The sequence below is a fragment of the Streptomyces sp. NPDC104096 genome, assembly GCF_055584385.1.
In genome coordinates, this window is sequence record NZ_JBVJMD010000005.1 from 67,921 (window position 1) to 89,505 (window position 21,585).

Annotated in this window: 22 protein-coding genes and 1 riboswitch; of the genes, 12 read left to right on the forward strand and 10 right to left on the reverse strand. The window is 73.3% G+C overall.

Annotation, left to right across the window (positions count from 1 at the left end; translation table 11 throughout):
• Positions 1-21: 21 nt before the first annotated feature.
• Positions 22-78, reverse strand: a complete 57-nt coding sequence (locus ACZ60B_RS07890; RefSeq protein WP_152890175.1) for a trp operon leader peptide — start codon at positions 76-78, stop codon at positions 22-24.
• 111 nt (positions 79-189) lie between these two features.
• Between ACZ60B_RS07890 and ACZ60B_RS07895 the strand changes: the two genes are divergently transcribed.
• Together ACZ60B_RS07895 and ACZ60B_RS07900 are read left to right on the forward strand one after the other, a co-directional pair.
• Positions 190-1,545: a class II 3-deoxy-7-phosphoheptulonate synthase gene (locus ACZ60B_RS07895; RefSeq protein WP_469385152.1), complete on the forward strand. Its 1,356-nt coding sequence runs from the start codon at positions 190-192 to the stop codon at positions 1,543-1,545.
• 149 nt (positions 1,546-1,694) lie between these two features.
• Positions 1,695-1,919 carry a (2Fe-2S)-binding protein gene (locus ACZ60B_RS07900; RefSeq protein ID WP_469385153.1) on the forward strand — a complete coding sequence of 75 codons (225 nt, stop codon included), beginning with the start codon at positions 1,695-1,697 and terminating at the stop codon, positions 1,917-1,919.
• Between the two features lie 27 nt (positions 1,920-1,946).
• Here ACZ60B_RS07900 and bfr read toward each other — a convergent pair whose 3' ends face one another.
• Positions 1,947-2,426, reverse strand: a complete 480-nt coding sequence (gene bfr, locus ACZ60B_RS07905; RefSeq protein ID WP_327314471.1) for a bacterioferritin — start codon at positions 2,424-2,426, stop codon at positions 1,947-1,949.
• Between the two features lie 174 nt (positions 2,427-2,600).
• Between bfr and ACZ60B_RS07910 the strand changes: the two genes are divergently transcribed.
• Entirely contained in the window at positions 2,601-3,233 is a 633-nt protein-coding gene (locus ACZ60B_RS07910) for a sulfite oxidase-like oxidoreductase (protein ID WP_469385154.1), read from the forward strand.
• Positions 3,234-3,276: 43 nt separating this feature from the next.
• Here the strand turns inward: ACZ60B_RS07910 and ACZ60B_RS07915 are convergent, their stop codons facing one another.
• Positions 3,277-4,155, reverse strand: coding sequence for a deoxyribonuclease IV (locus tag ACZ60B_RS07915; RefSeq protein WP_469385155.1), 879 nt, complete (start codon positions 4,153-4,155; stop codon positions 3,277-3,279).
• 172 nt (positions 4,156-4,327) lie between these two features.
• Between ACZ60B_RS07915 and pknB the strand changes: the two genes are divergently transcribed.
• A complete protein-coding gene (gene pknB / locus ACZ60B_RS07920; protein ID WP_469385156.1) occupies positions 4,328-6,256 on the forward strand; it encodes a Stk1 family PASTA domain-containing Ser/Thr kinase in 1,929 nt (642 codons plus the stop codon).
• A 318-nt stretch (positions 6,257-6,574) separates the two neighbouring features.
• On the opposite strand, the gene ACZ60B_RS07925 is transcribed toward pknB, so the two are convergent.
• The 3 genes from ACZ60B_RS07925 to thiO form a co-directional block, all read right to left on the reverse strand.
• Positions 6,575-7,369 carry a thiazole synthase gene (locus ACZ60B_RS07925; RefSeq protein WP_469385157.1) on the reverse strand — a complete coding sequence of 265 codons (795 nt, stop codon included), beginning with the start codon at positions 7,367-7,369 and terminating at the stop codon, positions 6,575-6,577.
• 3 nt (positions 7,370-7,372) lie between these two features.
• Positions 7,373-7,603, reverse strand: a complete 231-nt coding sequence (gene thiS / locus ACZ60B_RS07930) for a sulfur carrier protein ThiS (RefSeq protein ID WP_469385158.1) — start codon at positions 7,601-7,603, stop codon at positions 7,373-7,375.
• Entirely contained in the window at positions 7,600-8,766 is a 1,167-nt protein-coding gene (thiO, locus tag ACZ60B_RS07935; RefSeq protein WP_469385159.1) for a glycine oxidase ThiO, read from the reverse strand. Before thiO ends, thiS begins: the two co-directional genes overlap by 4 nt.
• Positions 8,764-8,875: riboswitch (TPP riboswitch) on the reverse strand. It overlaps the preceding gene by 3 nt.
• A gap of 52 nt (positions 8,876-8,927) precedes the next feature.
• On the opposite strand from thiO, the gene ACZ60B_RS07940 reads away from it, so the two are divergent.
• The 6 genes from ACZ60B_RS07940 (at position 8,928) to ACZ60B_RS07965 (ending at position 13,884) form a co-directional block, all read left to right on the forward strand.
• Entirely contained in the window at positions 8,928-9,269 is a 342-nt protein-coding gene (locus ACZ60B_RS07940; RefSeq protein ID WP_469385160.1) for an avidin-fold protein, read from the forward strand.
• Positions 9,270-9,330: 61 nt separating this feature from the next.
• The gene (locus ACZ60B_RS07945; RefSeq protein ID WP_469385161.1) at positions 9,331-10,608 is read left to right on the forward strand and encodes an NAD(P)/FAD-dependent oxidoreductase; all 1,278 of its coding nucleotides are present in this window, start codon (positions 9,331-9,333) and stop codon (positions 10,606-10,608) included.
• A gap of 56 nt (positions 10,609-10,664) precedes the next feature.
• Positions 10,665-11,030, forward strand: a complete 366-nt coding sequence (locus ACZ60B_RS07950; protein WP_005478255.1) for an Rv2175c family DNA-binding protein — start codon at positions 10,665-10,667, stop codon at positions 11,028-11,030.
• Positions 11,031-11,141: 111 nt separating this feature from the next.
• Positions 11,142-11,798 (forward strand): thiamine phosphate synthase, encoded by a 657-nt coding sequence (gene thiE, locus ACZ60B_RS07955; RefSeq protein ID WP_469385162.1) that lies wholly within the window; start codon positions 11,142-11,144, stop codon positions 11,796-11,798.
• A 125-nt stretch (positions 11,799-11,923) separates the two neighbouring features.
• Entirely contained in the window at positions 11,924-12,847 is a 924-nt protein-coding gene (gene metF, locus ACZ60B_RS07960; protein ID WP_469385163.1) for a methylenetetrahydrofolate reductase [NAD(P)H], read from the forward strand.
• 56 nt (positions 12,848-12,903) lie between these two features.
• On the forward strand, positions 12,904-13,884 hold the full coding sequence (locus tag ACZ60B_RS07965; protein ID WP_469385164.1) for an SCO2102 family sporulation regulator: 981 nt from the start codon (positions 12,904-12,906) through the stop codon (positions 13,882-13,884).
• A 52-nt stretch (positions 13,885-13,936) separates the two neighbouring features.
• Here ACZ60B_RS07965 and ACZ60B_RS07970 read toward each other — a convergent pair whose 3' ends face one another.
• The 4 genes from ACZ60B_RS07970 to ACZ60B_RS07985 form a co-directional block, all read right to left on the reverse strand.
• A complete protein-coding gene (locus ACZ60B_RS07970; RefSeq protein ID WP_469385165.1) occupies positions 13,937-15,448 on the reverse strand; it encodes a phytoene desaturase family protein in 1,512 nt (503 codons plus the stop codon).
• A gap of 509 nt (positions 15,449-15,957) precedes the next feature.
• Positions 15,958-16,605 carry a TetR/AcrR family transcriptional regulator gene (locus tag ACZ60B_RS07975; RefSeq protein ID WP_469385166.1) on the reverse strand — a complete coding sequence of 216 codons (648 nt, stop codon included), beginning with the start codon at positions 16,603-16,605 and terminating at the stop codon, positions 15,958-15,960.
• 47 nt (positions 16,606-16,652) lie between these two features.
• Positions 16,653-18,737, reverse strand: a complete 2,085-nt coding sequence (locus tag ACZ60B_RS07980) for a YhgE/Pip family protein (RefSeq protein WP_469385167.1) — start codon at positions 18,735-18,737, stop codon at positions 16,653-16,655.
• Positions 18,709-19,695, reverse strand: a complete 987-nt coding sequence (locus ACZ60B_RS07985) for an ATP-binding cassette domain-containing protein (protein WP_469385168.1) — start codon at positions 19,693-19,695, stop codon at positions 18,709-18,711. The genes ACZ60B_RS07980 and ACZ60B_RS07985 overlap by 29 nt, the downstream gene beginning before the upstream one ends.
• A gap of 164 nt (positions 19,696-19,859) precedes the next feature.
• On the opposite strand from ACZ60B_RS07985, the gene ACZ60B_RS07990 reads away from it, so the two are divergent.
• Both ACZ60B_RS07990 and ACZ60B_RS07995 read left to right on the forward strand, forming a co-directional pair.
• Positions 19,860-20,492, forward strand: coding sequence for an SAV_6107 family HEPN domain-containing protein (locus ACZ60B_RS07990; RefSeq protein ID WP_469385169.1), 633 nt, complete (start codon positions 19,860-19,862; stop codon positions 20,490-20,492).
• A 239-nt stretch (positions 20,493-20,731) separates the two neighbouring features.
• On the forward strand, positions 20,732-21,502 hold the full coding sequence (locus tag ACZ60B_RS07995; protein ID WP_469385170.1) for a methyltransferase: 771 nt from the start codon (positions 20,732-20,734) through the stop codon (positions 21,500-21,502).
• Positions 21,503-21,585 lie beyond the last annotated feature (83 nt).

The following is a 21,585-nucleotide window of genomic DNA, read 5'->3' on the forward strand; positions in this document are numbered from 1 at the left end:
CGAAGTCGTGCGTACGCGCAGTCAGTGGGCCGCCGGATGAGCGGTCCACCACCAGTTCTGGGTCGAAAGCGCGTACATGCGACGCACCCTACCCCAACCCTGCCCCGGCGGTGCACATGTGAGTGAGACGCCGTCTCACCTGTCGAGCCGGGCGAAAAGGACTCGACGCGACCCCGTAGTGTTGAGTGCGTGACCGTGAACGCTGATTCCCGAAGTGTCGCCGCTCAGGCGACTTGGCGAGACCTGCCCGCGGCGCAGCAGCCCGAGTACCCGGATGCCGAGGCTCTGCGCGATGTGATCGCCGAGCTCGAGTCGTATCCGCCCCTGGTGTTCGCCGGCGAGTGCGACCAACTGCGTGCCCGGATGGCCGCCGTCGCCCGCGGTGACGCGTTCCTGCTCCAGGGCGGTGACTGCGCCGAGTCCTTCGACGCGGTGTCCGCCGAGCACATCAGGGCCAAGCTCAAGACGCTCCTCCAGATGGGCGCCGTGCTCACGTACGCCGCGTCCGTGCCCGTGGTCAAGGTGGGCCGGATCGCCGGCCAGTACTCCAAGCCGCGCTCCAAGGGCACCGAGACCCGCGACGGGGTGACCCTGCCCACCTACCGGGGCGACTCCGTCAACGGCTTCGACTTCACCGAGGCGGCCCGGGTCCCGGACCCCGCGCGGCTGAAGCGCATGTACAACGCCTCCGCCTCCACGCTCAACCTGGTGCGCGCCTTCGCCACCGGTGGTTACGCCGACCTGCGCCAGGTGCACGCCTGGAACCAGGACTTCGTGAAGTCGTCCCCGTCCGGGCAGCGCTACGAGCAGCTCGCGCGCGAGATCGACAACGCGCTGAACTTCATGCGGGCCTGCGGCACGGACCCGGAGGAGTTCAAGACCGTCGAGTTCTACTCCTCGCACGAGGCGCTGCTGCTCGACTACGAGTCCGCCCTGACCCGGGTCGACTCGCGCACCGGTCAGCTCTACGACGTCTCGGCGCACATGGTGTGGATCGGCGAGCGCACCAGGCAGCTGGACCACGCGCACGTCGAGTTCGCCTCGAAGATCCGCAACCCGATCGGCATCAAGCTCGGCCCGACGACCACGGCCGAGGAGGCGCTGCGGTACATCGACCGCCTGGACCCCGACCGTGAGCCGGGCCGTCTCACCTTCATCGTGCGGATGGGCGCGGACAAGGTCCGCGACAAGCTGCCCGAGCTGGTCGAGAAGGTCACCGCCTCCGGCGCCACCGTGGCCTGGGTGACCGACCCGATGCACGGCAACACCTTCGAGGCTGCCTCCGGCCACAAGACCCGCCGCTTCGACGACGTGCTCGACGAGGTCAAGGGCTTCTTCGAGGTCCACAAGGGCCTGGGCACGCACCCGGGCGGCATCCACGTGGAGCTCACCGGCGACGACGTCACGGAGTGCGTGGGCGGCGGCGACGAGATCTTCGTCGACGACCTGCACCAGCGCTACGAGACGGCCTGCGACCCGCGTCTGAACCGCAGCCAGTCGCTCGACCTGGCGTTCCTGGTCGCGGAGATGTACCGGGACCAGTGACCGGGGCTGTGTCGGCAGTGGGGCGCGGATCACATGCGATCCGCGCCCCCTCGCACTTTTGCGGGTTCCGCGCGACGGGTAAGGTTAGGTAAGCCTCACCGATCTTCGGGACGGCAAGACTGATCGATCCCGTCGGGAGGTGAATCCGCGTGTACGTGTGCAGCTGCTTCGGGGTGACCGAGGCGCAGGTCAAGAAGCACGCGGCGGACGGCGCGTGCACTCCGCGCCAGATCGCCTCGGCCTGCAAGGCGGGCACCGACTGCGGTTCCTGCGTACGGCGGATCCAGGCGATCCTCGGCCGGGGGGCGTGTCCGCGCCGCGAGATGGCCGACCAGGGCGAGCCGGTCCTGTCCGCCCTGGACGAGGCCGCCTAGAGCCGGACGGGCCTCGGTGCCGCGGCCCTAGCTCTCCGGCTGCTCGATCAGCTGCGCGAGGTAGAGCGCCTCGCCGAGCTTCTCCAGCAGCTCCAGCTGGGTGTCGAGGTAGTCGATGTGGTGCTCCTCGTCCTCCAGGATCGACTCGAAGATGTTCGCCGACGTGATGTCGCCCTTCTCGCGCATCACCTTGATGCCGCGCTTGAGGCGGTCGATCGCCTCCACCTCGATCTGCCGGTCGGCCTCGAACATCTCCTTGACGGTCTGTCCCACCCGCACGTGGAACAGACGCTGGTAGTTCGGCAGCCCGTCGAGGAACAGGATCCGGTCGGTGAGCACCTCGGCGTGCTTCATCTCGTCGAACGACTCGTGCCGCGTGTACTTCGCGAGCTTCGTCCAGCCGAAGTTCTCCTGCATCTTGGCGTGCAGGAAGTACTGGTTGATCGCGGTGAGCTCACCGGTGAGCTGCTCGTTCAGGAACTCGATGACCTCGGGGTCGCCCTGCATCGCGTCAGGCTCCTTCCACGTGGGGAACTGCGGTGGTTGCGGCCGCATGATTGCACCGCCGTAGAAGATCGTCCAGTAAGTGCGTACTTAGTAAGTAAGTGCATGCTCAGTACGGTTTGGGTGACTTTGTTCCCTTGGTCATGGGCACTGCCCGGGGTCTGTCAGGATGGAGGCATGGGTCATCCGGTGGAGCGCGAATCAGGCGAAGCGGCACGGTCCGAGCTTCCGCCGGGACAGCGAATCCAGCGCGGCTGGCCCGTCACGCACTACGGACCGGTACCCAAGTTCCGACCCGAGCGCTGGGAGTTCAGGGTCTTCGGGGCCACCGCCGACGGTGACAAGAGCTGCTGGAACCACGAGGAGCTGACGGCCCTGCCGTACACCACCGTGGTGGCCGATCTGCACTGTGTGACGAAGTTCAGCATGCTCGGCGCCGAGTGGGGCGGGATCCCGGCCCGCGCCGTCCTGGAGCTCGCCCCGCCCGCCCCGGCCGTCACCCATGTGATGGTGTGGGCGGAGTACGGCTTCAGCTCCAACCTCAGGCTGGCGGACTTCGCCGCCGAGCGCACCATCTTCGCCACCCACAAGGACGGCGAGCTGCTCACGGCGGAACACGGCTTCCCGCTCCGCCTGGTCGTCCCGCACCTGTACGCCTGGAAGGGCCCCAAATGGGTCCGCGGCGTGGAGTACATGACCGCCGACCGCCGCGGCTTCTGGGAGGAGCGGGGCTACCACAACATCGGCGACCCCTGGCGGGAGCAGCGCTACTCGTACCAGGAGAAGCCCGGGGACGGCCCCGAGCTCTGAGCCCCGAGCCCCGGGCCGGCAGTCGCGGGTCAGCGGCCCCGGGTCAGCAGTCGCGGAGCTTCTTCAGCCGCTCCACGTCGGCCGCGTGCCCTTCCTTGCCGCCCGGCGTCTCGATGATCAGCGGGACGCCCGCCGTCGCGGGGTGGGTCATCAGCGCCCGGAACGGGTCCTCGCCTATGTGACCGGCGCCGATGTTCTCGTGCCGGTCCTTGTGGGCGCCCGCCACGTCCTTGGAGTCGTTGGCGTGGATCAGCCTCAGCCGGCCCTCGCCGACCGTGTCCACCAGCAGGTCCAGGGTCTGATGCATCCCGTCCGGACCGGTCAGGTCGTGGCCGGCCGCGAAGATGTGGCAGGTGTCCAGGCACACGCCCAGCCTCGGATGGGCGTCCAGCGCCTCGAAGTACGGCCCGAAGTCCCAGGTCCGGGAGCACAGCGAGGAACCCTGGCCCGCGGTCGACTCCAGCAGGAGGTACGGGTCGTCGTCGTGGGTGAGCTCCTCCAGCAGCGGCAGCAGCCGCTCCCGCACCTGCCGCAGGGCCACGGACCGCTCCCGGCCGCCGGTCGCGCTCCCGGTGTGCACGACCACGCCGAGCGCGCCGATCTCCCGCCCGCGCCGCAACGAGTGCCGCAGGGACTCCACGGACCGCTCCACGGTCGCCTCGGTGTGCGAGCCGAAGTTGATCAGGTACGGGGCGTGCACGTACGCGGGGACCGACCCGTCCGCGCAGGACGCGCGGAACGCCTCGTCCTGCCGCGGGTCGCCGGGCGGGGTGGCCCAGCCGCGCGGGTTGGCGACGAAGACCTGCACGGCCTCAGCCCCCAGGTCGCGGGCGTACGTCATCCCCACCGAATTCAGGCCGCCGGCGACGGGGACGTGACCGCCGACGGGGTTGCGGGAGGGGCCGGACTGCTCGTGTCTCACCTGTTCAGGGTGTCATGGCGCCCGGCGCGTCCCGGCACCGGCCGCCGGGACGCCCGGGAACGGGAGCGGCCTCCGGCTACGCGAGCGTGGGAAGCGTCACAGGTCAGCTGCAGTATCACCCGATACCGGCTTCAGCGGGAGGTCCGTCCGCCCTGGCTCGTACACTCAGCCCGTGGATACGACCCTTCAGGACCCCCTCGTCGGGCAGGTGCTCGACGGCCGGTATCGCGTCGACGCGCGGATCGCCGTCGGCGGGATGGCCACGGTCTACCGGGCCGTGGACACCCGCCTGGACCGCGTTCTCGCGCTCAAGGTGATGCACCCGACGCTCGCGGTGGACGGCTCCTTCGTCGAACGGTTCATCCGGGAGGCGAAGTCCGTGGCACGGCTCGCGCACCCCAACGTCGTCCAGGTCTTCGACCAGGGCAACGACGGGTCGTACGTGTACCTCGCCATGGAGTACGTGGCCGGCTGCACCCTGCGTGACGTGCTGCGCGAGCGCGGGGCGCTGCAACCGCGGGCCGCCCTGGACATCCTGGAACCGGTGCTGGCCGCGCTGGGCGCCGCCCACCGGGCCGGGTTCGTGCACCGGGACATGAAGCCCGAGAACGTCCTCATAGGGGACGACGGACGGGTCAAGGTCGCCGACTTCGGGCTGGTACGGGCCGTGGACACGGTCACCAACACCACGGGGACGGTGCTGGGCACCGTCTCTTATCTCGCGCCCGAGCAGATAGAGAACGGCACCGCCGATCCGCGTGTGGACGTGTACGCGTGCGGTGTCGTCCTGTACGAGATGCTGACCGGCGACCGGCCGCACGAGGGCGACTCCCCCGCCGTGGTGCTCTACAAGCACCTCCACGACGACGTGCCGCCGCCCTCGGCCGTCGTGCCGGGGCTGCCGTACCCGCTGGACGAACTGGTCGCGACGGCCACCGCGCGCACCCCGGACGTCCGGCCCCACGACGCCGTGGAACTGCTGGCGCAGGTGCGCCTGACGCGGGAGGCGCTGAGCGAGGACCAGCTGGACGCGATGCCGCCGCAGGCGGTGGCGCCGTCGCACGACAACGCCGAGGACCGTACGAGCGTCATCCCGCGGGCACTGACCATGCCGCGGCCGCTGCCCGTCAACGAGGACGACGAGCCCCGGGCGGGGGTCCGGCGCACCAGCAGGCTCCAGAGCCCGCCGCCGCTCCCGCCGCGGCGGGAGGCGACCGGGTCCCGGCGGCTCGCCCTGGTCGTCGCGGCCGTCCTGGTGGTGTTCGGAGTCGGCACCGGAGTCTGGTACATCAACTCCGGCCAGTTCACCAAGGTCCCGCCGCTGCTGGCGAAGACCGAGGCCCAGGCCAGGGACCGGCTCCAGGCGGCCGGGCTGAAGGTCGGCACGGTCAAGCAGGCCTACAGCGACACCGTCGAGCGCGGCACGGTCATCGGCACGGACCCCGCGCCGGGCGAGCGCATCCGCGACCACGACGCCGTCACGATCACGCTGTCCAAGGGCCCGGAGACGGTGAAGGTGCCGGACCTCGCGGGATACCGGCTGGACAAGGCGCGGGCGGTGCTGAAGGACAGCGGGCTGGAGCCGGGCCTGGTCTCCCGCGAGTTCAGCGACGACGTGCCCCGGGGCTTCGTGATCGCCACCGACCCGCAGCCGGGCGCGACGCGGCACTCCGGCGCGGCGGTCGCCCTCACGGTCAGCAAGGGCAGCCCGGTGGACGTGCCGGACGTGACCGGCCAGGACCTGGCGGACGCCAAGGCCACGCTCACGCAGGCGGGCCTGAAGGTGGAGGTCGGCACCGCCCGGGTCAACTCGGAGTACGACGCCGGGCAGGTCGCGGCGCAGACCCCGGCCGCCGACGGCCAGGCAGCCGAGGGCGACACGGTGACGCTGACGCTGTCCAGGGGCCCGGAGATGGTCGCGGTCCCGGACGTGGTCGGCGCCGGTGTCGACGACGCCAGGAGCCGGCTGGAGGCCGCCGGTTTCCAGGTCGAGGAGGACCGGGGCCTGCTCGGTCTGTTCGGCGACACGGTCAAGAAGCAGTCGGTGAAGGCCGGCGACAAGGCGCCCAAGGGATCGACGGTCACGATCACCATCCGGTGACCGCGGCCGCCGGACCGGCGTGCGGGGCCGCCGGTCCGATGCCCTCGGGGCGCCGGCGCGCAGGAGGCGGGGGGCGACCCTCGCCCGCCGCGGCGCCGGGGGCGTCTCGGGAAAGCCCCGTCCGCCGCGGCACCTCGGGCGGGTCCCGCATGTCCCGCCCGCCGCGGCGGCTCCCGGGCGGACGCGGAAGTCCGCTCGGCGCGCCACCCGGGGCGTGCCCCGGCAGTCCGCCTGCCGCGTGGCCCTGGGCGTGCCTCGTACGTCCGTCCGGCGCGCGTGCCAGACGCCGCCGGGCAGACGGGACTTTCGAAACACGCCCTAGAAGGCCGGACGCTCGGGATCGAGCGCGGCCAGTCCGGCCACCGGTGACGACGCCTGGGCGAAGTGCCGCCGGGGGATCCGGCCGGCCAGCCGGGCCAGCCGCCCCGCCTCCACCCCGTACCGCATGGCGGCGGCCATCCGCACCGGCTCCTGCGCCCGGGTCACCGCCGAGGCGAGCATCACCCCGGCGCACCCCAGCTCCATCGCCAGCGCCACGTCCGACGCCGTACCGGCGCCCGCGTCGAGGATCACCGGCACCTGCGCCTGCTCGACGATCAGCTGGAAGTTGTGCGGGTTGCGGATCCCGAGCCCCGACCCGATCGGCGACCCCAGCGGCATGACCGCGGCGCACCCCACGTCCTGGAGCCTGCGCGCCAGCACCGGATCGTCGTTCGTGTACGGCAGCACCGTGAACCCGTCGTCCACCAGCGTCTCCGCCGCGTCCAGCAGCTCGACCGGGTCGGGCAGCAGGGTCCGCTCGTCGGCGACGACCTCCAGCTTGACCAGGTCGGTGCCGAGCGCCTCCCGGGCCAGCCGCGCGGTCAGCACGGCCTCGCCCGCGGTGAAGCAGCCGGCCGTGTTCGGCAGCACCCGGATGCCGAGCCGCTCCAGCACCGACAGCACGGACCCGTGCACCGAGGCGTCCACCCGGCGCATCGCGACCGTCGTCAGCTCGGTGCCGGAGGCGACCAGCGCGCGTTCCAGCACGTCGAGGCTGGGCGCGCCGCCCGTACCCATGATCAGCCGGGACGAGTAGGACGTACCGCCGAGGACGAGGGGATCGTCGGCCATGGGTCAGCCTCCCTGGACGGCGGTGAGGACCTCGACGCGGTCGCCCTCGGACAGGGCCGTGGCGGGCCACTGCCCGCGCGGGACGACGGTCTCGTTGACCGCGGCGGCCACGCCGGACGGCGCCGCGGTGAGCGTGCGAACCAGGACGTCGAGGGCCGTGCCGGCCGCGATCAGCCGGGGCTCGCCGTTGACGGAGACGCTGACGGCGGGGGCGGGAGTGGCCGGGACGCTCATACGGGCTGCTCCGTGAGTGCGGCGGCGGCGAACCGCCGGGGGGTGAAGGGACGGGCTTCGTCCGGCAGCGAACCGGTGGCCAGCGTGTGCGCGAGCACGTCGCCGGTGACCGGGGTGAGCAGCACACCGTTGCGGTGGTGCCCGGTGGCCAGCAGCAGGCCGTCCAGTCCGGTCGGGCCGAGCAGCGGCGCGTTGTCCGGGGAGGCGGGGCGCAGCCCGGCCCGGGTCTCGGTGAGGGGCAGCTCGGTCAGGCCCGGCACCAGCTCGTGCGCGTCGCGCAGCAGCTCGTACACGCCCCCGGCGGTCACCGTGGTGTCCCAGCCCAGTTCCTCGCTCGTCGCGCCGACGACCAGCTCGCCGTTCTCCCGCGGCACCAGGTAGACGTGCCCGCCGCGCACCACGGCCCGTACGGTCCGGTTCAGGAAGGGCGCGTACCGCGGCGGCACGGCCAGCCGGATCACCTGCCCCTTCACGGGCCGCACCGGCGGCCGCAGGTCCGGCGGGAGCCCCGCGAGCCGCCCGCTGAGGCTGCCCGCCGCGAGCACCACCTGCTCCGCGGCCGACGTCGTGCCCTCGCGGGTGACGATCCCCGTCGCCCGCCCCCGGGCGACCTCCAGCCGTTCGGCCCACTCCCGGTGGAACACCACCCCCGACCGCTCGCACGCGGCCACCAGGGCGGCCGCGAGGCGTCGTGGATCGACCTGGTGGTCGCCGTCGACCCGCAGCCCGCCGCGCACGCTCGGCGCGAGCATCGGTTCCAGCCGTCGGCACTCCCGCCCGGACAGCCACTCGGACTCCAGCCCCGACTGCCGCTGGAAGGCGTGCAGTTCGCGCAGTTCGGCCCGGTCGTCGGCGTCCAGCGCCACGGCGAGCGTGCCGCAGCGGCGGTAGCCGAGGTCGTGGCCGGTGCAGTCGGTGAGCTCCGCCGCGAAGTCCGGCCAGCGGCGGGCCGAGGCGAGGTTCAGGCCGAGCAGGGTCTGCTCGCCGAAGTGCAGTTCCGTGACGGCGGCCAGCATCCCGGCCGCCACCTGCGCGGCCCCGCCGCCGGGCTCGGGATCCACCACGGCCGTGGCGAACCCGCGTTGCGCGGCCCGCCAGGCCGTCACGAGTCCGATGATCCCGCCCCCCACGACGAGGACGTCTGACGTACGCGTAGGCGACATGGGCGTCCAGCCCCTCCCTTCGCCGGCATGACCCGGATCAGGTTCGTACGGTCGGAGGCCGCCAGCCTCCCTCTCAGCCCGGTGCGTCCGGGCTCCCGCGAGTGCTTTACGTTGACCACCCTAGCCCGATGCCGTAAGTCTCAGTAAGGGAGCCTTCGCCCATGGCCCGTTCGCTCGACGGTCTCGTCCTCGCCCCGGTGGCCGACCAGGCCGCAGGTCAGGTCGGCACCCGCACCCGGTTCACGTACCACGAGGAGGACGGCGCGATCTGGGCCGAGTACGCGGGTGGCGATGTCGTGCGCGGGCGGCTGGTGGGTACCCGGTCGGGTGACCGGCTGGACTTCCGGTACGTGCAGCTGGTCCAGGACGGCACCACGGCGAGCGGCCGCTGTGTGTCGACGGTCGTCGAACTCCCCGACGGCCGGGTGCGGCTGGAGGAGACCTGGGAGTGGGAGTCGCGGCCGGGCAGCGGCACCAGCGTGGTCGAGGAACCGGCCGGGTAGCCGGAGCCGGTGAGGGAGCCGACCTCCGAACGTCGGACGGCCGGTTGTCTATGGTGATCGAGTGAGCGAGCAGACGCAGCAACGAGTGACCTCGGGACAGCGGCGCGTGGTCGTCGTCGGCGCGGGCATGGCCGGGGTGCAGACCGCGGTCGCCCTCCGGGAGCAGGATTTCACCGGCCCGGTGACCGTGCTCGGCGCCGAGCCCCACCAGCCCTACGACCGGCCCCCGCTGTCCAAGGCCGTGCTGCTCGGCAAGGCCGAGGACTCCGCCTTCGACGTCGACTTCGAGGCGCTCGGCATCGAACTGCGCCTGGGCTGCGAGGTGTTGGGCGTCCGCCCGGACGACCGGGAGGTGGACACCGCAGGCGGTACCTCCGAGGCTCCCGGCTCCGGCGTGGGGCCGGTCGCGGTGCCCTACGACGTTTTGGTCCTCGCCACCGGCGCCGAGCCGATCCGGCTGCCCGGCACGGAGGGGGTGCCCGGCGTGCACCTGCTGCGCACCCTCGACGACACCGCGCGGCTGCGGCCGGTACTGGCCCGGCAGCACGACATCGTGGTCGTCGGCGCGGGCTGGATCGGCGCGGAGTTCGCGACGGCCGCCCGGGAGGCGGGCTGCGCGGTGACGGTCGTCGAGGCGGCGGACCGCCCGCTGGCCGGCGCGCTGCCCGCCGAGGTGGCCGCCCCGATGACCGGCTGGTACGCCGACAGCGGCGCCGAACTGCGCACCCACGCGCGCGTGACACACGTCGAGCCCGGCGAGGTGGTGCTCGACGACGGCACCCGGCTGCCCGCGGGCGCGGTCGTGGTCGGTATCGGGGCCCGCCCCGCCACGGACCTGCTGGCCGGCTCCGGCATCGCCCTCGGCCCGCACGGCGAGATCCTGGCCGACGCCTGCCTGCGCACCTCCGTCCCCGACGTCTACGCGGTCGGCGACTGCGCCTCCTTCCCCTCGGGCAGGTACGGCGAGCGCCTGCTGGTCCACCACTGGGACAACGCCCTCCAGGGGCCGCGCACGGTCGCGGCGAACATCGTCGGCGAGGCCACCGACGAGCCCCCGGTGTTCTACGACCCGGTGCCCTACTTCTGGTCCGAGCAGTTCGGGCGCTTCGTGCAGTACGCGGGCCACCACACCGGCGCCGACGCGACCGTGTGGCGCGGCGACCCGTCCGGTCCCGCGTGGACCGTGTGCTGGCTGCGCGAGAACCGCCTGGTCGCGCTGCTCGCCGTGGGGCGCCCCCGGGACCTGGCCCAGGGCCGGCGGCTGATCGAGGCCGGGGCGGCGATGGACCCCGTGCTGCTGGAGGACCCCGCGCGACCGCTGAAGGCGGCGACGGCGTAGCCCGCCGGGGGCAGCCCGGCTGTGCACGGCCGGTCCGGGATGGCAGTCTTGAAGGCGTGACCGAGATTGACGCAAAGATTGATGCTCTCGTCCCCGCCTGGCTCACCCTTCCCGACATCGCCGAGATGCTCGACGTCGAGGTGACCCGGGTGCGGCAGTTGGTCAAGGAGGGCCAGCTCATCGCCGTACGCCGGGGCGAGAACCGGGCGCTGCACGTCCCCGCCGCCTTCATCGACGAGGACAAGGTCGTCAAGGGCCTGACCGGGACCCTGACGCTGCTGCGGGACGACGGCTTCTCCGACGAGGAGATGCTGGAGTGGCTGTTCACTCCCGACCCGAGCCTGCCCGGCACCCCCGCGCAGGCCCTGAGCGAGAATCGCGGCACGGAGGTGAAGCGCCGCGCCCAGGCGCTCGCCGTCTGACCTGCTGATCCGAACAACCGTCCGACGTACGGCCGCGGCCCACGGCAGTGGCGCACCGCGGCCGTACGTCATCGCACACCGCCCCGCCAGGGGCTCCGGGGGGACCCACGCATGCCCGACACCGCCGCCACCGCACGCGCCGCGCTCGCCGACGCCCGGCTCTACCTCTGCACGGACGCCCGGAAGGAGCAGGGCGACCTCGCGGAGTTCCTGGACGCGGTCCTGGCCGGCGGGGTCGACATCGTGCAGCTGCGCGACAAGGGCATGGAGGCGGCCGAGGAGCTGGACCATCTGGCGGTCCTCGTCGAGGCCTGCGCCCGGCACGGCAAGCTGCTCGCGGTCAACGACCGCGCGGACGTGGCGCACGCCGCCGGGGCCCGGGTGCTCCACCTCGGCCAGGGCGACCTCCCGGTCCCCGCCGCCCGCGCGATCCTCGGCGACGACGTCCTCGTGGGCCGCTCCACGCACTCCGCGGCCGAGGCGGAGGCCGCCGCCGTCCAGGACGGCGTGGACTACTTCTGCACCGGCCCCTGCTGGCCGACGCCCACCAAGCCCGGACGCCACGCGCCCGGCCTCGACCTGGTGCGCCACACCGCGGCCCTCGCCACCGGCCGTCCCTGGTTCGCGATCGGCGGCATCGACCTCGGCAACCTCGACGAGGTGCTCGACGCGGGCGCCCGCCGGGTCGTCGTCGTACGGGCGATCACCGGGGCGGACGATCCGGGCGCGGCGGCGGCGGAGTTCGCCGAGCGGCTGCGGAACGCGTGACGTCCCGGGCGTCGCCAGGTGTCGCAGGGCGACGCCCTGTCCAAGGGGTGGACAACAAGTCGACAATTCGGGCAAATTTCCCGCATTCGGTTGGGTGTCCGCCGCCCCCTGGCTAACCTGCGGGTATGGCCCTTGGAACCGCGTCCACCCGGACCGACCGCGCGCGTACCGTGCGCGACATGCTCGCCACCGGCAAGACGGTCCACTCCTTCGAGTTCTGGGCCCCGAAGACGGAGAAGGGCGAGCGCAACCTGTGGAACGCGCTGCGCCGGGTCGAGGCGGTCGCCCCGGACTTCGTCTCCGTGACGTACGGCGCGGGCGGCTCCACCCGTTCCGGCACCGTGCGGGCGACCGAGCAGATCGCCTCGGACACCACCCTCACCCCGGTCGCCCACCTCACCGCGGTCGACCACTCCGTCGCCGAGCTGCGCAACATCATCGGGCAGTACGCCGACGCCGGGATCCGCAACATGCTCGCGGTGCGCGGCGACCCGCCCGGCGACCCCATGGCCGACTGGGTGCCGCACCCGCAGGGTCTGACCTACGCCGCCGAACTCGTCCAACTCATCAAGGAGTCCGGCGACTTCTGCGTGGGCGTGGCCGCCTTTCCGGAGATGCACCCGCGCTCCGCGGACTGGGAGTCCGACGTCGCGCACTTCGTCGACAAGTGCCGGGCCGGCGCCGACTACGCCATCACGCAGATGTTCTTCGAACCGGAGTCGTACCTGCGGCTGCGCGACCGGGTGGAGGCGGCCGGCTGCGAGACCCCGGTGATCCCCGAGGTCATGCCGGTCACCAGCGTCAAGATGCTGGAACGACTGCCACAATTGAGCAACGCCGCGATCCCGGAAGGCCTGAAAGAGCGGATCCTCACAGCGAAAGAGGATCCGGCCGCTGTACGCTCCATTGGCATCGAGTACGCCACGGAGTTCTGCGCGCGGCTGCAGGCCGAGGGAGTGCCCGGACTGCACTTCATCACGCTCAACAACTCCACGGCTACGCTGGAGATCTACGAGAATCTGGGCCTGCACCAACCGCCGCAGGCCTAGACCGGCCGTACCCAGATACGACACACTGCGTAGCGGCCACTGGGAGAGGGGCGTACATGGGCTGGACGGTCCTCTACATCGCGTTCGGCATCGTCGCACTGTGGCTGCTCGGCGAGGTGCTGCTGCAGTACAAGGCGCGGTTGCGCTGGCGACTGCTCGCCTTCGGCGGCTTCCTCGGCGTCGTGCTCGGCGTGCTCATCCCGTCCGTGATCGTCATCGGACTGGGTGCCGCCGCCTTCGCGGTCGGCCAGACCTACGTCACCCTGTCGTTCCGGCGCGGCTTCGCGGCCGGCTGGGCGGTCAAGCGCCCGGACGAGGACGACGAGGGCATCGGTGGCGTCGCGGGCTTCGCGCGCCGTCGCGGCAGGGCGGAGGACGACTCGGACCTGGAGGTCTCCGGCCAGGAGGCCCGCACGGACGGTTACGACGACGGCGACCACGCCGACGACAAGGCGGCGTACGCGGCGGAGAAGGCGGCCTACCTCCAGGACGACGGCTACGAGCGCGACGACGTGTTCACCGCGGACCGCTCCGGCGAGCCCGCGGCCGCCGAGTCCACCGCGGTGTACGAGCCGCAGCCGATGCCCGACGACACCGGCTCCTACGGCGTCTACGGCAACAACTCCTACGCCGCCGAGGGCCAGCCCCAGGACCAGTACGCGACGGCCGCCCAGGGCGCCGACCAGTCGTACTCCTACGACGGCTACTCCGGCTACCAGCAGTACGGCTACGACACCACCGGCCAGCAGCAGTACGCGGCCTACTCCGACCCGTACATCGGCACCCAGACCTACGGCGGCGGCACCTCGTACGACACCTCCGGTTACGGGAACCAGTACGGCCAGCAGAACTACGGCCAGGACCAGTACGCCGGCGGCTACGGCGGCGAGACCCCGGCCGGCGGGGTGTGGGTGCCGCAGCAGCGCAGCACCGACGGCCAGTACGGCGGCGAACACGGCCAGGAGCAGCAGCAGTACCCGTACCAGGGCGACGGACAGCAGCAGGGCAACGGTTACGACGAGCAGTACCGTTTCTGACGGTCCGGGTTCCGCCGGTCCGGAGGCCGTCGTGCCCCCGGGGCCGGGGCCCTCACTGCGAGCCCCGGAAGTCCGGCCCCTCCACGATCAGTCCGGCGACCAGCGCGCCCGACATCCCGGCGTGCGGGAGACCGCCGCCGGGATGCGACCGGCCGCCCACCCGGTACAGCCCCGGCAGCGCGGTCACGTTGGACGGCCGCAGGAAGCGGCCGGCACCGGCGGCGAGCGCGGGGGCGGCGAGCGCGCCGGACGCTGAGTCCGTCCCCTCGTCCCCGGCGCCCGGGGCCCGGACCTCGCGCCACAGCAGTCGCTCGCGCAGCCCGGGTACGGCCTGCTCGGCGGCCTCGACGAGCAGGTCCGCGAACCGCTCCTCGGCACCCTTCGCACCGGGCGGCGACACGGCCGACAGCACCACGGACTCGTGCTCCGCGTCGGGGCGCAGGGCGGGGTCGTCCGGCCGCAGCACCGTCACGGTGGGCCGCACCGGCTCGTCCGTGGCGCGGTGGAGGCGGTCCAGCTCGGCCGTGCGGTCGGGGGTGTGCACCACCGTCCGGTGGACGGCACCGGGCCCGGGGCGTCCGCGCAGCGCCAGGAACACCGTGAACCGGCCGGGAGCGGTCCCTGCCCCGGATCCGGACCCGGCCGCGGGCCGCAGGTCCTCGGGTCCGTACAGCTCGTGCCCGGTCATGGCGCTCAGCCGCTCGGGCGCCACCCCCGCCACCACATGGTCCGCCTCCGCCACCGACCCGTCGGCCAGCTCCACCCCCGCGGCCCGCCCGTCCTTGTCCAGGATCCGGCTGACCTCGGCCTCGAACACGAACTCGACCCGGCGGGCCAGGCACCGTTCGTACACCGCGCGCGCCAGCTCGCGCAGGCCGCCGCGGACGTACCAGACGCCGAAGGCGTGCTCCATGTACGGCAGCACGGCCGCGCTCGCCGGGGTGTCCCGCGGGTCCAGGCCGTGGGCGAGGGCGTGGCTCTCCAGGAGCGCGGTGAGCCGGGGGTCGCGCAGTTCCCACGCGCCGACCTCGGCGAGCGTGCCGGCCCGCCGGGTGCGCAGCAGCCGCTTGTGCGGGACCGCCGGGTAGGGCTCACGCTCGGCCAGCACCCGCCAGTCGGCCCACAGGGGCTCCTCCAGCAGCGGCCGGCGGGTGCGGTCCCAGGCCTCGCGGGCCCGCACCAGGAAGTCGCCCCAGCGCTGCCCGGCACCCGCCCCGAGGGCCTGGTCCAGGGCGGAGACGACGCCCGCGCGGGAGGCGTTGGGCAGCGCGACCTCCGACCCGTCCGCGAAGACGTGCCGCGCGGACGGGTCGACCTGGACCAGTTCGACGCACTCCTCCAGCGGCTGTCTGCCGGTCTTGACGAACAGGTCCCGGTAGACCGCGGGCACCGGCAGCAGACCGGGACCGGTGTCGAAGCCGAAGCCGTCCCGCTCGAAGCGGCGCACCGCACCGCCGTACGTCCGCGTCCGCTCGTACACCGCCACCCGGTGGCCCGCGACGGCCAGCCGGGCAGCGGCCGCCATCGCGCCCATCCCGGCGCCGATCACCGCAATCCGTGCCATGACCGCGACTTTATCGACCGCCACCGACAGTCCGGGCCGCGGCCGGTCGGTCCGGCGCCACCGGTGGCCACCTGAGGGAGTACGGACACGTCCGCGCTCGGCACCACGCGGCGACGGCGCGGCCTGGGCCTGGGTGCGCAGGACTGAGTACCCGTACCTAGCGGGGGAGATGAGTACGCGCGCGGATGGGGCGCGACCTGCGGGAACGAGAGAGTGGAGGCACGGGAAGGGGCACGGGTCCGGCACCGCCGACACGGGGCGGCGGAACGGTCCGGCCCTCGACCGCTCCTTCCGCCGACCCGGTCGGCGGGAGCGAGGCACGGGGGATCCCGGGGGAACGACCGAACGGGGAACCGACGGGGGAGCACGGCAAGCACGGGGAACCACGGGGGTACGGCGAAGTGCCGGTCCGGAACGGCCGCGGGGGGACGCGACCGGGAGGGACCGGCACTTTCGTGTGCGGCGCGCGGCCGCGTGGGACGGGCGCGACGCCGGAGCGCTGGAGCGGTCTAGTGACCCCGGCAGCCTTGGTGGTCGCCGCTGACCCGGCCCTGGAGCAGCCGGGACAGCGCCGCGTGCACGTCGTCCAGCGACCGCTCCGGCTGGAACGCCTGCCAGTCCAGGGCGGCCACCAGCACCATGCCGACCAGCGCGGCCGCGGTCAGCTGCACGTCGACCTCGTCGCTGAACTCACCGTTCTCGATGCCGTCGCGCAGCACCCCCTCGACGACCGCCACCGCCTGCTGCCGCACCACCATGAGCGTCGACTGCCAGGCCCGGTTGGTCCGCCACAGCTCCGCCACGTACAGCTGGGTGAAGGCCGGGTAGCGGTCGATGAAGACGAGCCCGGCGCGGATCATCGCGTCCAGGGCGTCGACCTTCGTGCCGCCCTCGCGCTCGGTGTGCGCGGCGGCGTCCCGCAGGGACGCGGTCAGCAGTCCCACGCCGTGCCGCAGCAACTCCTCGAAGAGGACCGACTTGCTCGCGAAGTTGTAGTAGACCGTGCCTTTGGCGACCCCGGCACGCTCGGCGATCTCGTCCACCGTCGTGGCGGAGAAGCCCTGCTCGGCGATGAGCGTGACGGCGGCCTCGTAGAGCTTCTGCCGGGTGGCCTCGCGGCGCGTGCTGCCGCCCGACGTGGCGCTGCTGCTTTCCATGGCGTCGATTCTCACAGCAACCGTGTCCCGGTCCGGCCCCCGGGGGATCACAGGGTGAGCTCCGGGTGCAGCCGGTCGAGCGTCCACATCTGGCGGCGGCGCGCCGACAGCGCGGTCAGCGCGAGGGCGCCCGCGGTGAACGCGACGAGCACGGCACACGCCTGCCACACCGGGCCCAGACCGCCGCCCGTGATGAGCCGCCTGAGCGCCGCGACGACGTAACTCATCGGCAGGTACGGGTGGATCGCGTCGAAGAAGCGGGGACTGGTCTGTACGGGGTACGTGCCGCCCGCCGACGTCAGCTGGAGCATCAGCAGGGCCAGCACGAGGATCCGGCCCGCCGCTCCGAAGCGCGCGTTGAGCCACTGCACGAGCGCCGCGAAGCACGCCGCCACCAGGAACAGGAAGCCGACGGTCCCGGCCGCCCGGGTCATCTCCAGCCCGATCGCCCAGTGCAGCACGGCCATCAGGGCCGTCGTCTGGAGCACCCCGACCGCGACCACGGGCAGCCAGCCGGCCAGCGCGATCCGCCAGGCCGGGGCGCCCGCCGCGAGCGCGCGCCGGTTCATCGGCGGGATCAGCATGTACGCCACCATCGCGCCGACCCACAGGGACAGCGGGATGAAGTACGGGGCGAACCCGGTGCCGTAGTTGGGCGCCTTGTGCAGGTTCTGCGAGGCCAGCTTGACCGGGTCGGCCATGACGCCGGTGCGCCGGTCGCGGTCCTGCTCGTCGTAGTCGGGGATCCGCGCGGCGCCGTCGTGCAGCCCGCCGACCAGGGTGCCGGAGCCGTCGACGAGCTTGTACATGCCGCCGGTCAGGTCGTCGGCGCCCGAGCTGAGCCGGCCGACGCCCGTGTCCAGGTCGCCCGCGCCGGTCCGGGCCGTGCCGAGTCCGGTGTGCAGCCGCTTCGCCCCGGCGGCCACCCGGGCGGCGCCGGCGTTCAGCTTGTCGATCTTGGAGACGGCGTCGTCGAGGTCCTCGGAGAGGTGCGGCGCGCGGTCGGCGAGCGCCCGGGCCTGCTTCTGGAGCAGAGCGAGGTGCGCGTCGAGCTTCTTCAGGTCGCCGTCCTGGTCGGCGATCAGGGTGTTGAGGTCGTCGGCGATCGACGCCACGTCGGCGGCGGCCTCCTGGGCCTTCTTCAGATCGGCGCAGGCGGTGTCGGGCAGCACCGGGGCGGCGCAGCGCCGCTCGTAGACGTCGTGCAGGGTGTCCGAGGCGGCGTGGGCGCCGTCGGCGGCGGCCGGGGCCGTCTTCACCAGGATGCCGAGGTTGCGGCGGATCGCGCCGGCCGAGTCGGCGACCAGCCGGGCGGTGTCCCCGATGGTCTTCTCGTTGTCCGCGACGAACGGGCCCACCGTGTCCGCGATGCCGCCGACCCGGTCGGCGAGCGCCTGGGTGCCCTCGGCAACCTGCCGCGAGCCGTCCGCGAGGTCGCCCGCGCCCGAGTCGAGCTTCTTCAGGCCCCGGGCCAGCTCGGTGCTGCCGGTGCGGGCGTCCGCCAGCCCGTCGGCGAGGTCCTTCGAGCCCTGCTCGGCCTTGCCGATGCCGTGCTTGAGCCGGTCGGCGCCGTCGGCCGCCTTCACCGTCTGCCCGTGGATGTCGGAGAACGAGACGAAGATCCGGTCCAGGAAGGACCGCGACGCCTTCGTCGACGCCGCCGTGCGCACCTCGCCGAACACCGTCCGCGAGATCTGTCCGACGATGTAGTTGTTCGCGTCGTTCGTGCGCACCTGGAGCGCGCCCGTCTCGGGGGAGTCGCCCGAACTGGACGCGATCCGGCGGCTGAGGTCGGCGGGCATGGTCAGCGACAGGTAGTACGTGCCGTCCTCCACGCCCGCGCGCGCCTCGGCCGCGCTCACCTCGTGCCATTCGAACGTCTCGCTGTCGCGCAGCCCCTCGGTGAGGTCGTGGCCCGCGTCGATCCGCTTCCCGCCGACCCGCGCCCCCTGGTCCTCGTTCACCAGGGCCACGGGGATGCGGTCGAGCCGGCTGTACGGGTCCCAGAAAGACCACAGGTAGAGCGCGCCGTACAGCAGCGGCAGCAGCAGAAGCGCGACCAGGGCGGCCCGGGGGAGCCGGCCCCGGCCGAAGCGGCGGAGCTCAAGAGCGGCGAGCCTCGGCGAGCGCATCGGCCGCCTCCTTCTTCGCGTCGGGGTCGGTTTCGGGGTCGGCTTCGGGATCTGTGCCGGGGTCTGTGCCCAGGGTGGTGCCGGGGCCGGTTTCGGGATCCGTGCCAGGGGTGGGGCCGGTGTCGGCGTCGGCATCCGTGGCGGGGGCGGGGTCCGTACCCGCACCCGGCTTCGCGCCGGGGCCGGGGCCGGATTCCGGTTCGGGTCCGGTCTCCGTGCCGGGGCCGGATTCCGCGGCGGGTCCGGTCTCCGCGGTGGAGGCCGGGCGGGCGGAGACGGCCGTCGTGCCCTCGGGGGCCTCGCTGCACACCGCGACGACCGTGGTCCCGGCGTCGGCGAGGGACCTCAACAGCGCCCACACGTCGGCCCGTTCGGCCGCGGAGAGCTTGAGGTCGACGTCGTCGACGCCCAGCAGGCGGGGCCGCCCGATCAGCGCCAGCGCGACGGACAGACGCAGCGCCTCCAGCCGCTCCAGGTCGCGCACGGCGGTGCGCGAGCCCTTGGGCAGGGTCGCCGGGTCCAGGCCCGCGGCGGCCAGCGCGGTGTCGACGCGCAGCCGCTCCTCGGCCGCCCGTTCCGCCCCGGGGCGCAGCAGCCCGCGCAGGGAGTCCCCGAACCGCCGCTGGAGCAGGGCCCGTTCGTGCAGATGCTCGCCGACGGTCAGGGCGGGGTCGAGGTCGGTGACACCGGCCACGTTGGCCAGTGCCCCGACCCGGCGCACGGCCGCCGACTGCTTCGGCAGCCGGGCCCCGCCCACGGTCGCCGTGCCCCGGGTGGCTCCCATCCGTCCGGTGAGCGCGAGCAGCAGGCAGGTGCGGCCCGACCCGGACGGTCCCTCGATCGCGATCAGCGCGCCCGGCTCCGTCTCGATCGAGACCCCGCGGAACGCCCACCCGCGAGGCCCCTCGAGCCCGAAGTCCCGGGCCGTGACGGCGGCGCCGTCCCCGGCTCCCCCCATGCCCATCCCGTCCATCCCCTATTTTTGAACTGACTGGTCAGTGCAAAAACTAGCCCGAACCTTCGATCGAAGCAAAGGCCCAGGTCAGAACGGATTGTCAGTGGCATACCGCACGATGAGCACATACGGCCACAGCGCCGTCACCAGACGACAGGAGGTTCGTCATGGCCAGCTCGAACGCAGCAGCCGCCCACCGGCGCCGCGCCACCGGCCCTGCCCCCTCACTGACCGGCCCGGCGAGCGACGTGCACCCCGTGCTGCGCCGGACCACCGCCCCGCCCGCCGCCCTCGACCTGCTCGCCCAGGCCCGTGCCGGACTCGACGAGGCCGCCGTCCTGGAAACACCGAACGAGCGCTATGCGACGGCCCACCTCGCCGCCCTGCGCACCGCCGCCGCCGTGCTCGCCGCGCGCGGCCGCCCGGAGTCCAACCCCCGGCGCCGGCCCAGGATCCGCAGCGCCTGGGAAGTGCTCCCCGAGATCGTGCCCGAACTCACCGAGTGGAGCGCGCTGTTCGCCTCCGGGGCCGCGCGGCGTGCCCGGGCCGAGGCGGGCATCCAGGGTGCCGCCAGCCGCCGGGACGCCGACGACCTGATACGCGACGTGGCGATGTTCGTCCGCATCGTCGAACGGCTGCTGGTGCTCCAGCCGGTGCTTCCGCAGGCCCGCCAGGACGCGGGCGGTGCGGCCGGTGCGGGGGACGCGTACGGCGCGAGCGCTGTGGATGGCCCCGGCGGTACGGGCGACCCGCGGCGCCCGGACGGCACCCGGCGCGCGGACCTGCCGGACGCCGGATGACCGGCGCCGTACCGGTGTGACGGGCCCGTGGTCCGGGCGCCGGACCTCCGGCGCGACGCGCTGCCGGCCGGGCCCGTGCGGGGGCCGACCGGCAGGCGGACGGATGACCGGGGGAGGGGCCCGAGGCAATAGGGTGGGCAACGCCTGAAGCCGTCCCGCCGCCCGTACACCGGACCGGGAGGGCGCCCCCGTTCGCTCCGCCGTACCAGAGGCGGTGCCGTGCCGAGGAGTCGACTGCCGTGCCGGACCCGATGCGCCCCCGTGCCTCCCTCCGTACCGCCGTGGTCTGGGAGGTTCTCCAGGACGCCCTCGACCGCAGGGTCAAGGCCACCGGGCGGGAGTCGCTGGACGTCCTCGACAGCGGAGGCGGCAGCGGCAACTTCGCCGTTCCCGTCGCCCGGCTCGGCCACCGGGTCACCGTCGTCGACCCCAGCCCCAACGCGCTGTTCGCGCTGGAGCGCCGTGCCGCCGAGGCCGGGGTCGCCGACCGGGTGCAGGGCGTCCAGGGCGACGTCCACGGCCTGTTCGACGTGGTCGAGCGCGGCGGGTACGACGCCGTGCTCTGCCACGGCGTCCTGGAGTACGTGGAGGACCCCGCCGAGGGCGTGCGCAACGTGGTCGCCGCGCTGCGGACCGAGGGCGTCCTCAGCCTGCTCGCGGCCGGGCTCGGCGGCGCCGTGCTCGCGCGGGCCCTCGCCGGTCACTTCACGGAGGCCCGCCAGGCCCTGGGCGACCCGAACGGCCGCTGGGGAGCGGGCGACCCGGTGCCGCACCGCTTCACCGCGGAGCAGCTCACCGGGCTGGTCGAGGGCGCCGGTCTCAGGGTCGGCGCCGTGCACGGCGTACGGATCTTCGCCGACCTCGTCCCCGGCGTGCTCGTCGACACCGAGCCCGGAGCCCTGGAGGCGCTGCTGAAGCTGGAGGAGGCCGCGGCCGAACTTCCGGCCTTCCACTCCGTGGCCACCCAGCTTCATGTGCTCGGTGAGACGCAGGAGGCCGCCGGGGCCTGAGCGGTGCGCCGCTGATCAGGGGCTTGGCCGCAGATGGAGTACGCCACAGGCCCCCCGTTCGGGCGCTGTCCGCCGTATGATCG

Excerpts from the sequence above, each read along its gene's own strand:
- bfr (WP_327314471.1), bottom strand. The coding sequence starts at position 2,426 with ATGCAGGGCGACCCCGAGGTCATCGAGTTCCTGAACGAGCAGCTCACC.
- ACZ60B_RS07910 (WP_469385154.1), top strand. The coding sequence starts at position 2,601 with ATGGGTCATCCGGTGGAGCGCGAATCAGGCGAAGCGGCACGGTCCGAG.
- ACZ60B_RS07925 (WP_469385157.1), bottom strand. The coding sequence starts at position 7,369 with ATGGCCGACGATCCCCTCGTCCTCGGCGGTACGTCCTACTCGTCCCGG.
- thiS (WP_469385158.1), bottom strand. The coding sequence starts at position 7,603 with ATGAGCGTCCCGGCCACTCCCGCCCCCGCCGTCAGCGTCTCCGTCAAC.
- thiO (WP_469385159.1), bottom strand. The coding sequence starts at position 8,766 with ATGTCGCCTACGCGTACGTCAGACGTCCTCGTCGTGGGGGGCGGGATC.
- ACZ60B_RS07940 (WP_469385160.1), top strand. The coding sequence starts at position 8,928 with ATGGCCCGTTCGCTCGACGGTCTCGTCCTCGCCCCGGTGGCCGACCAG.
- thiE (WP_469385162.1), top strand. The coding sequence starts at position 11,142 with ATGCCCGACACCGCCGCCACCGCACGCGCCGCGCTCGCCGACGCCCGG.
- metF (WP_469385163.1), top strand. The coding sequence starts at position 11,924 with ATGGCCCTTGGAACCGCGTCCACCCGGACCGACCGCGCGCGTACCGTG.
- ACZ60B_RS07965 (WP_469385164.1), top strand. The coding sequence starts at position 12,904 with ATGGGCTGGACGGTCCTCTACATCGCGTTCGGCATCGTCGCACTGTGG.
- ACZ60B_RS07970 (WP_469385165.1), bottom strand. The coding sequence starts at position 15,448 with ATGGCACGGATTGCGGTGATCGGCGCCGGGATGGGCGCGATGGCGGCC.
- ACZ60B_RS07975 (WP_469385166.1), bottom strand. The coding sequence starts at position 16,605 with ATGGAAAGCAGCAGCGCCACGTCGGGCGGCAGCACGCGCCGCGAGGCC.
- ACZ60B_RS07980 (WP_469385167.1), bottom strand. The coding sequence starts at position 18,737 with ATGCGCTCGCCGAGGCTCGCCGCTCTTGAGCTCCGCCGCTTCGGCCGG.
- ACZ60B_RS07985 (WP_469385168.1), bottom strand. The coding sequence starts at position 19,695 with ATGGGGGGAGCCGGGGACGGCGCCGCCGTCACGGCCCGGGACTTCGGG.
- ACZ60B_RS07990 (WP_469385169.1), top strand. The coding sequence starts at position 19,860 with ATGGCCAGCTCGAACGCAGCAGCCGCCCACCGGCGCCGCGCCACCGGC.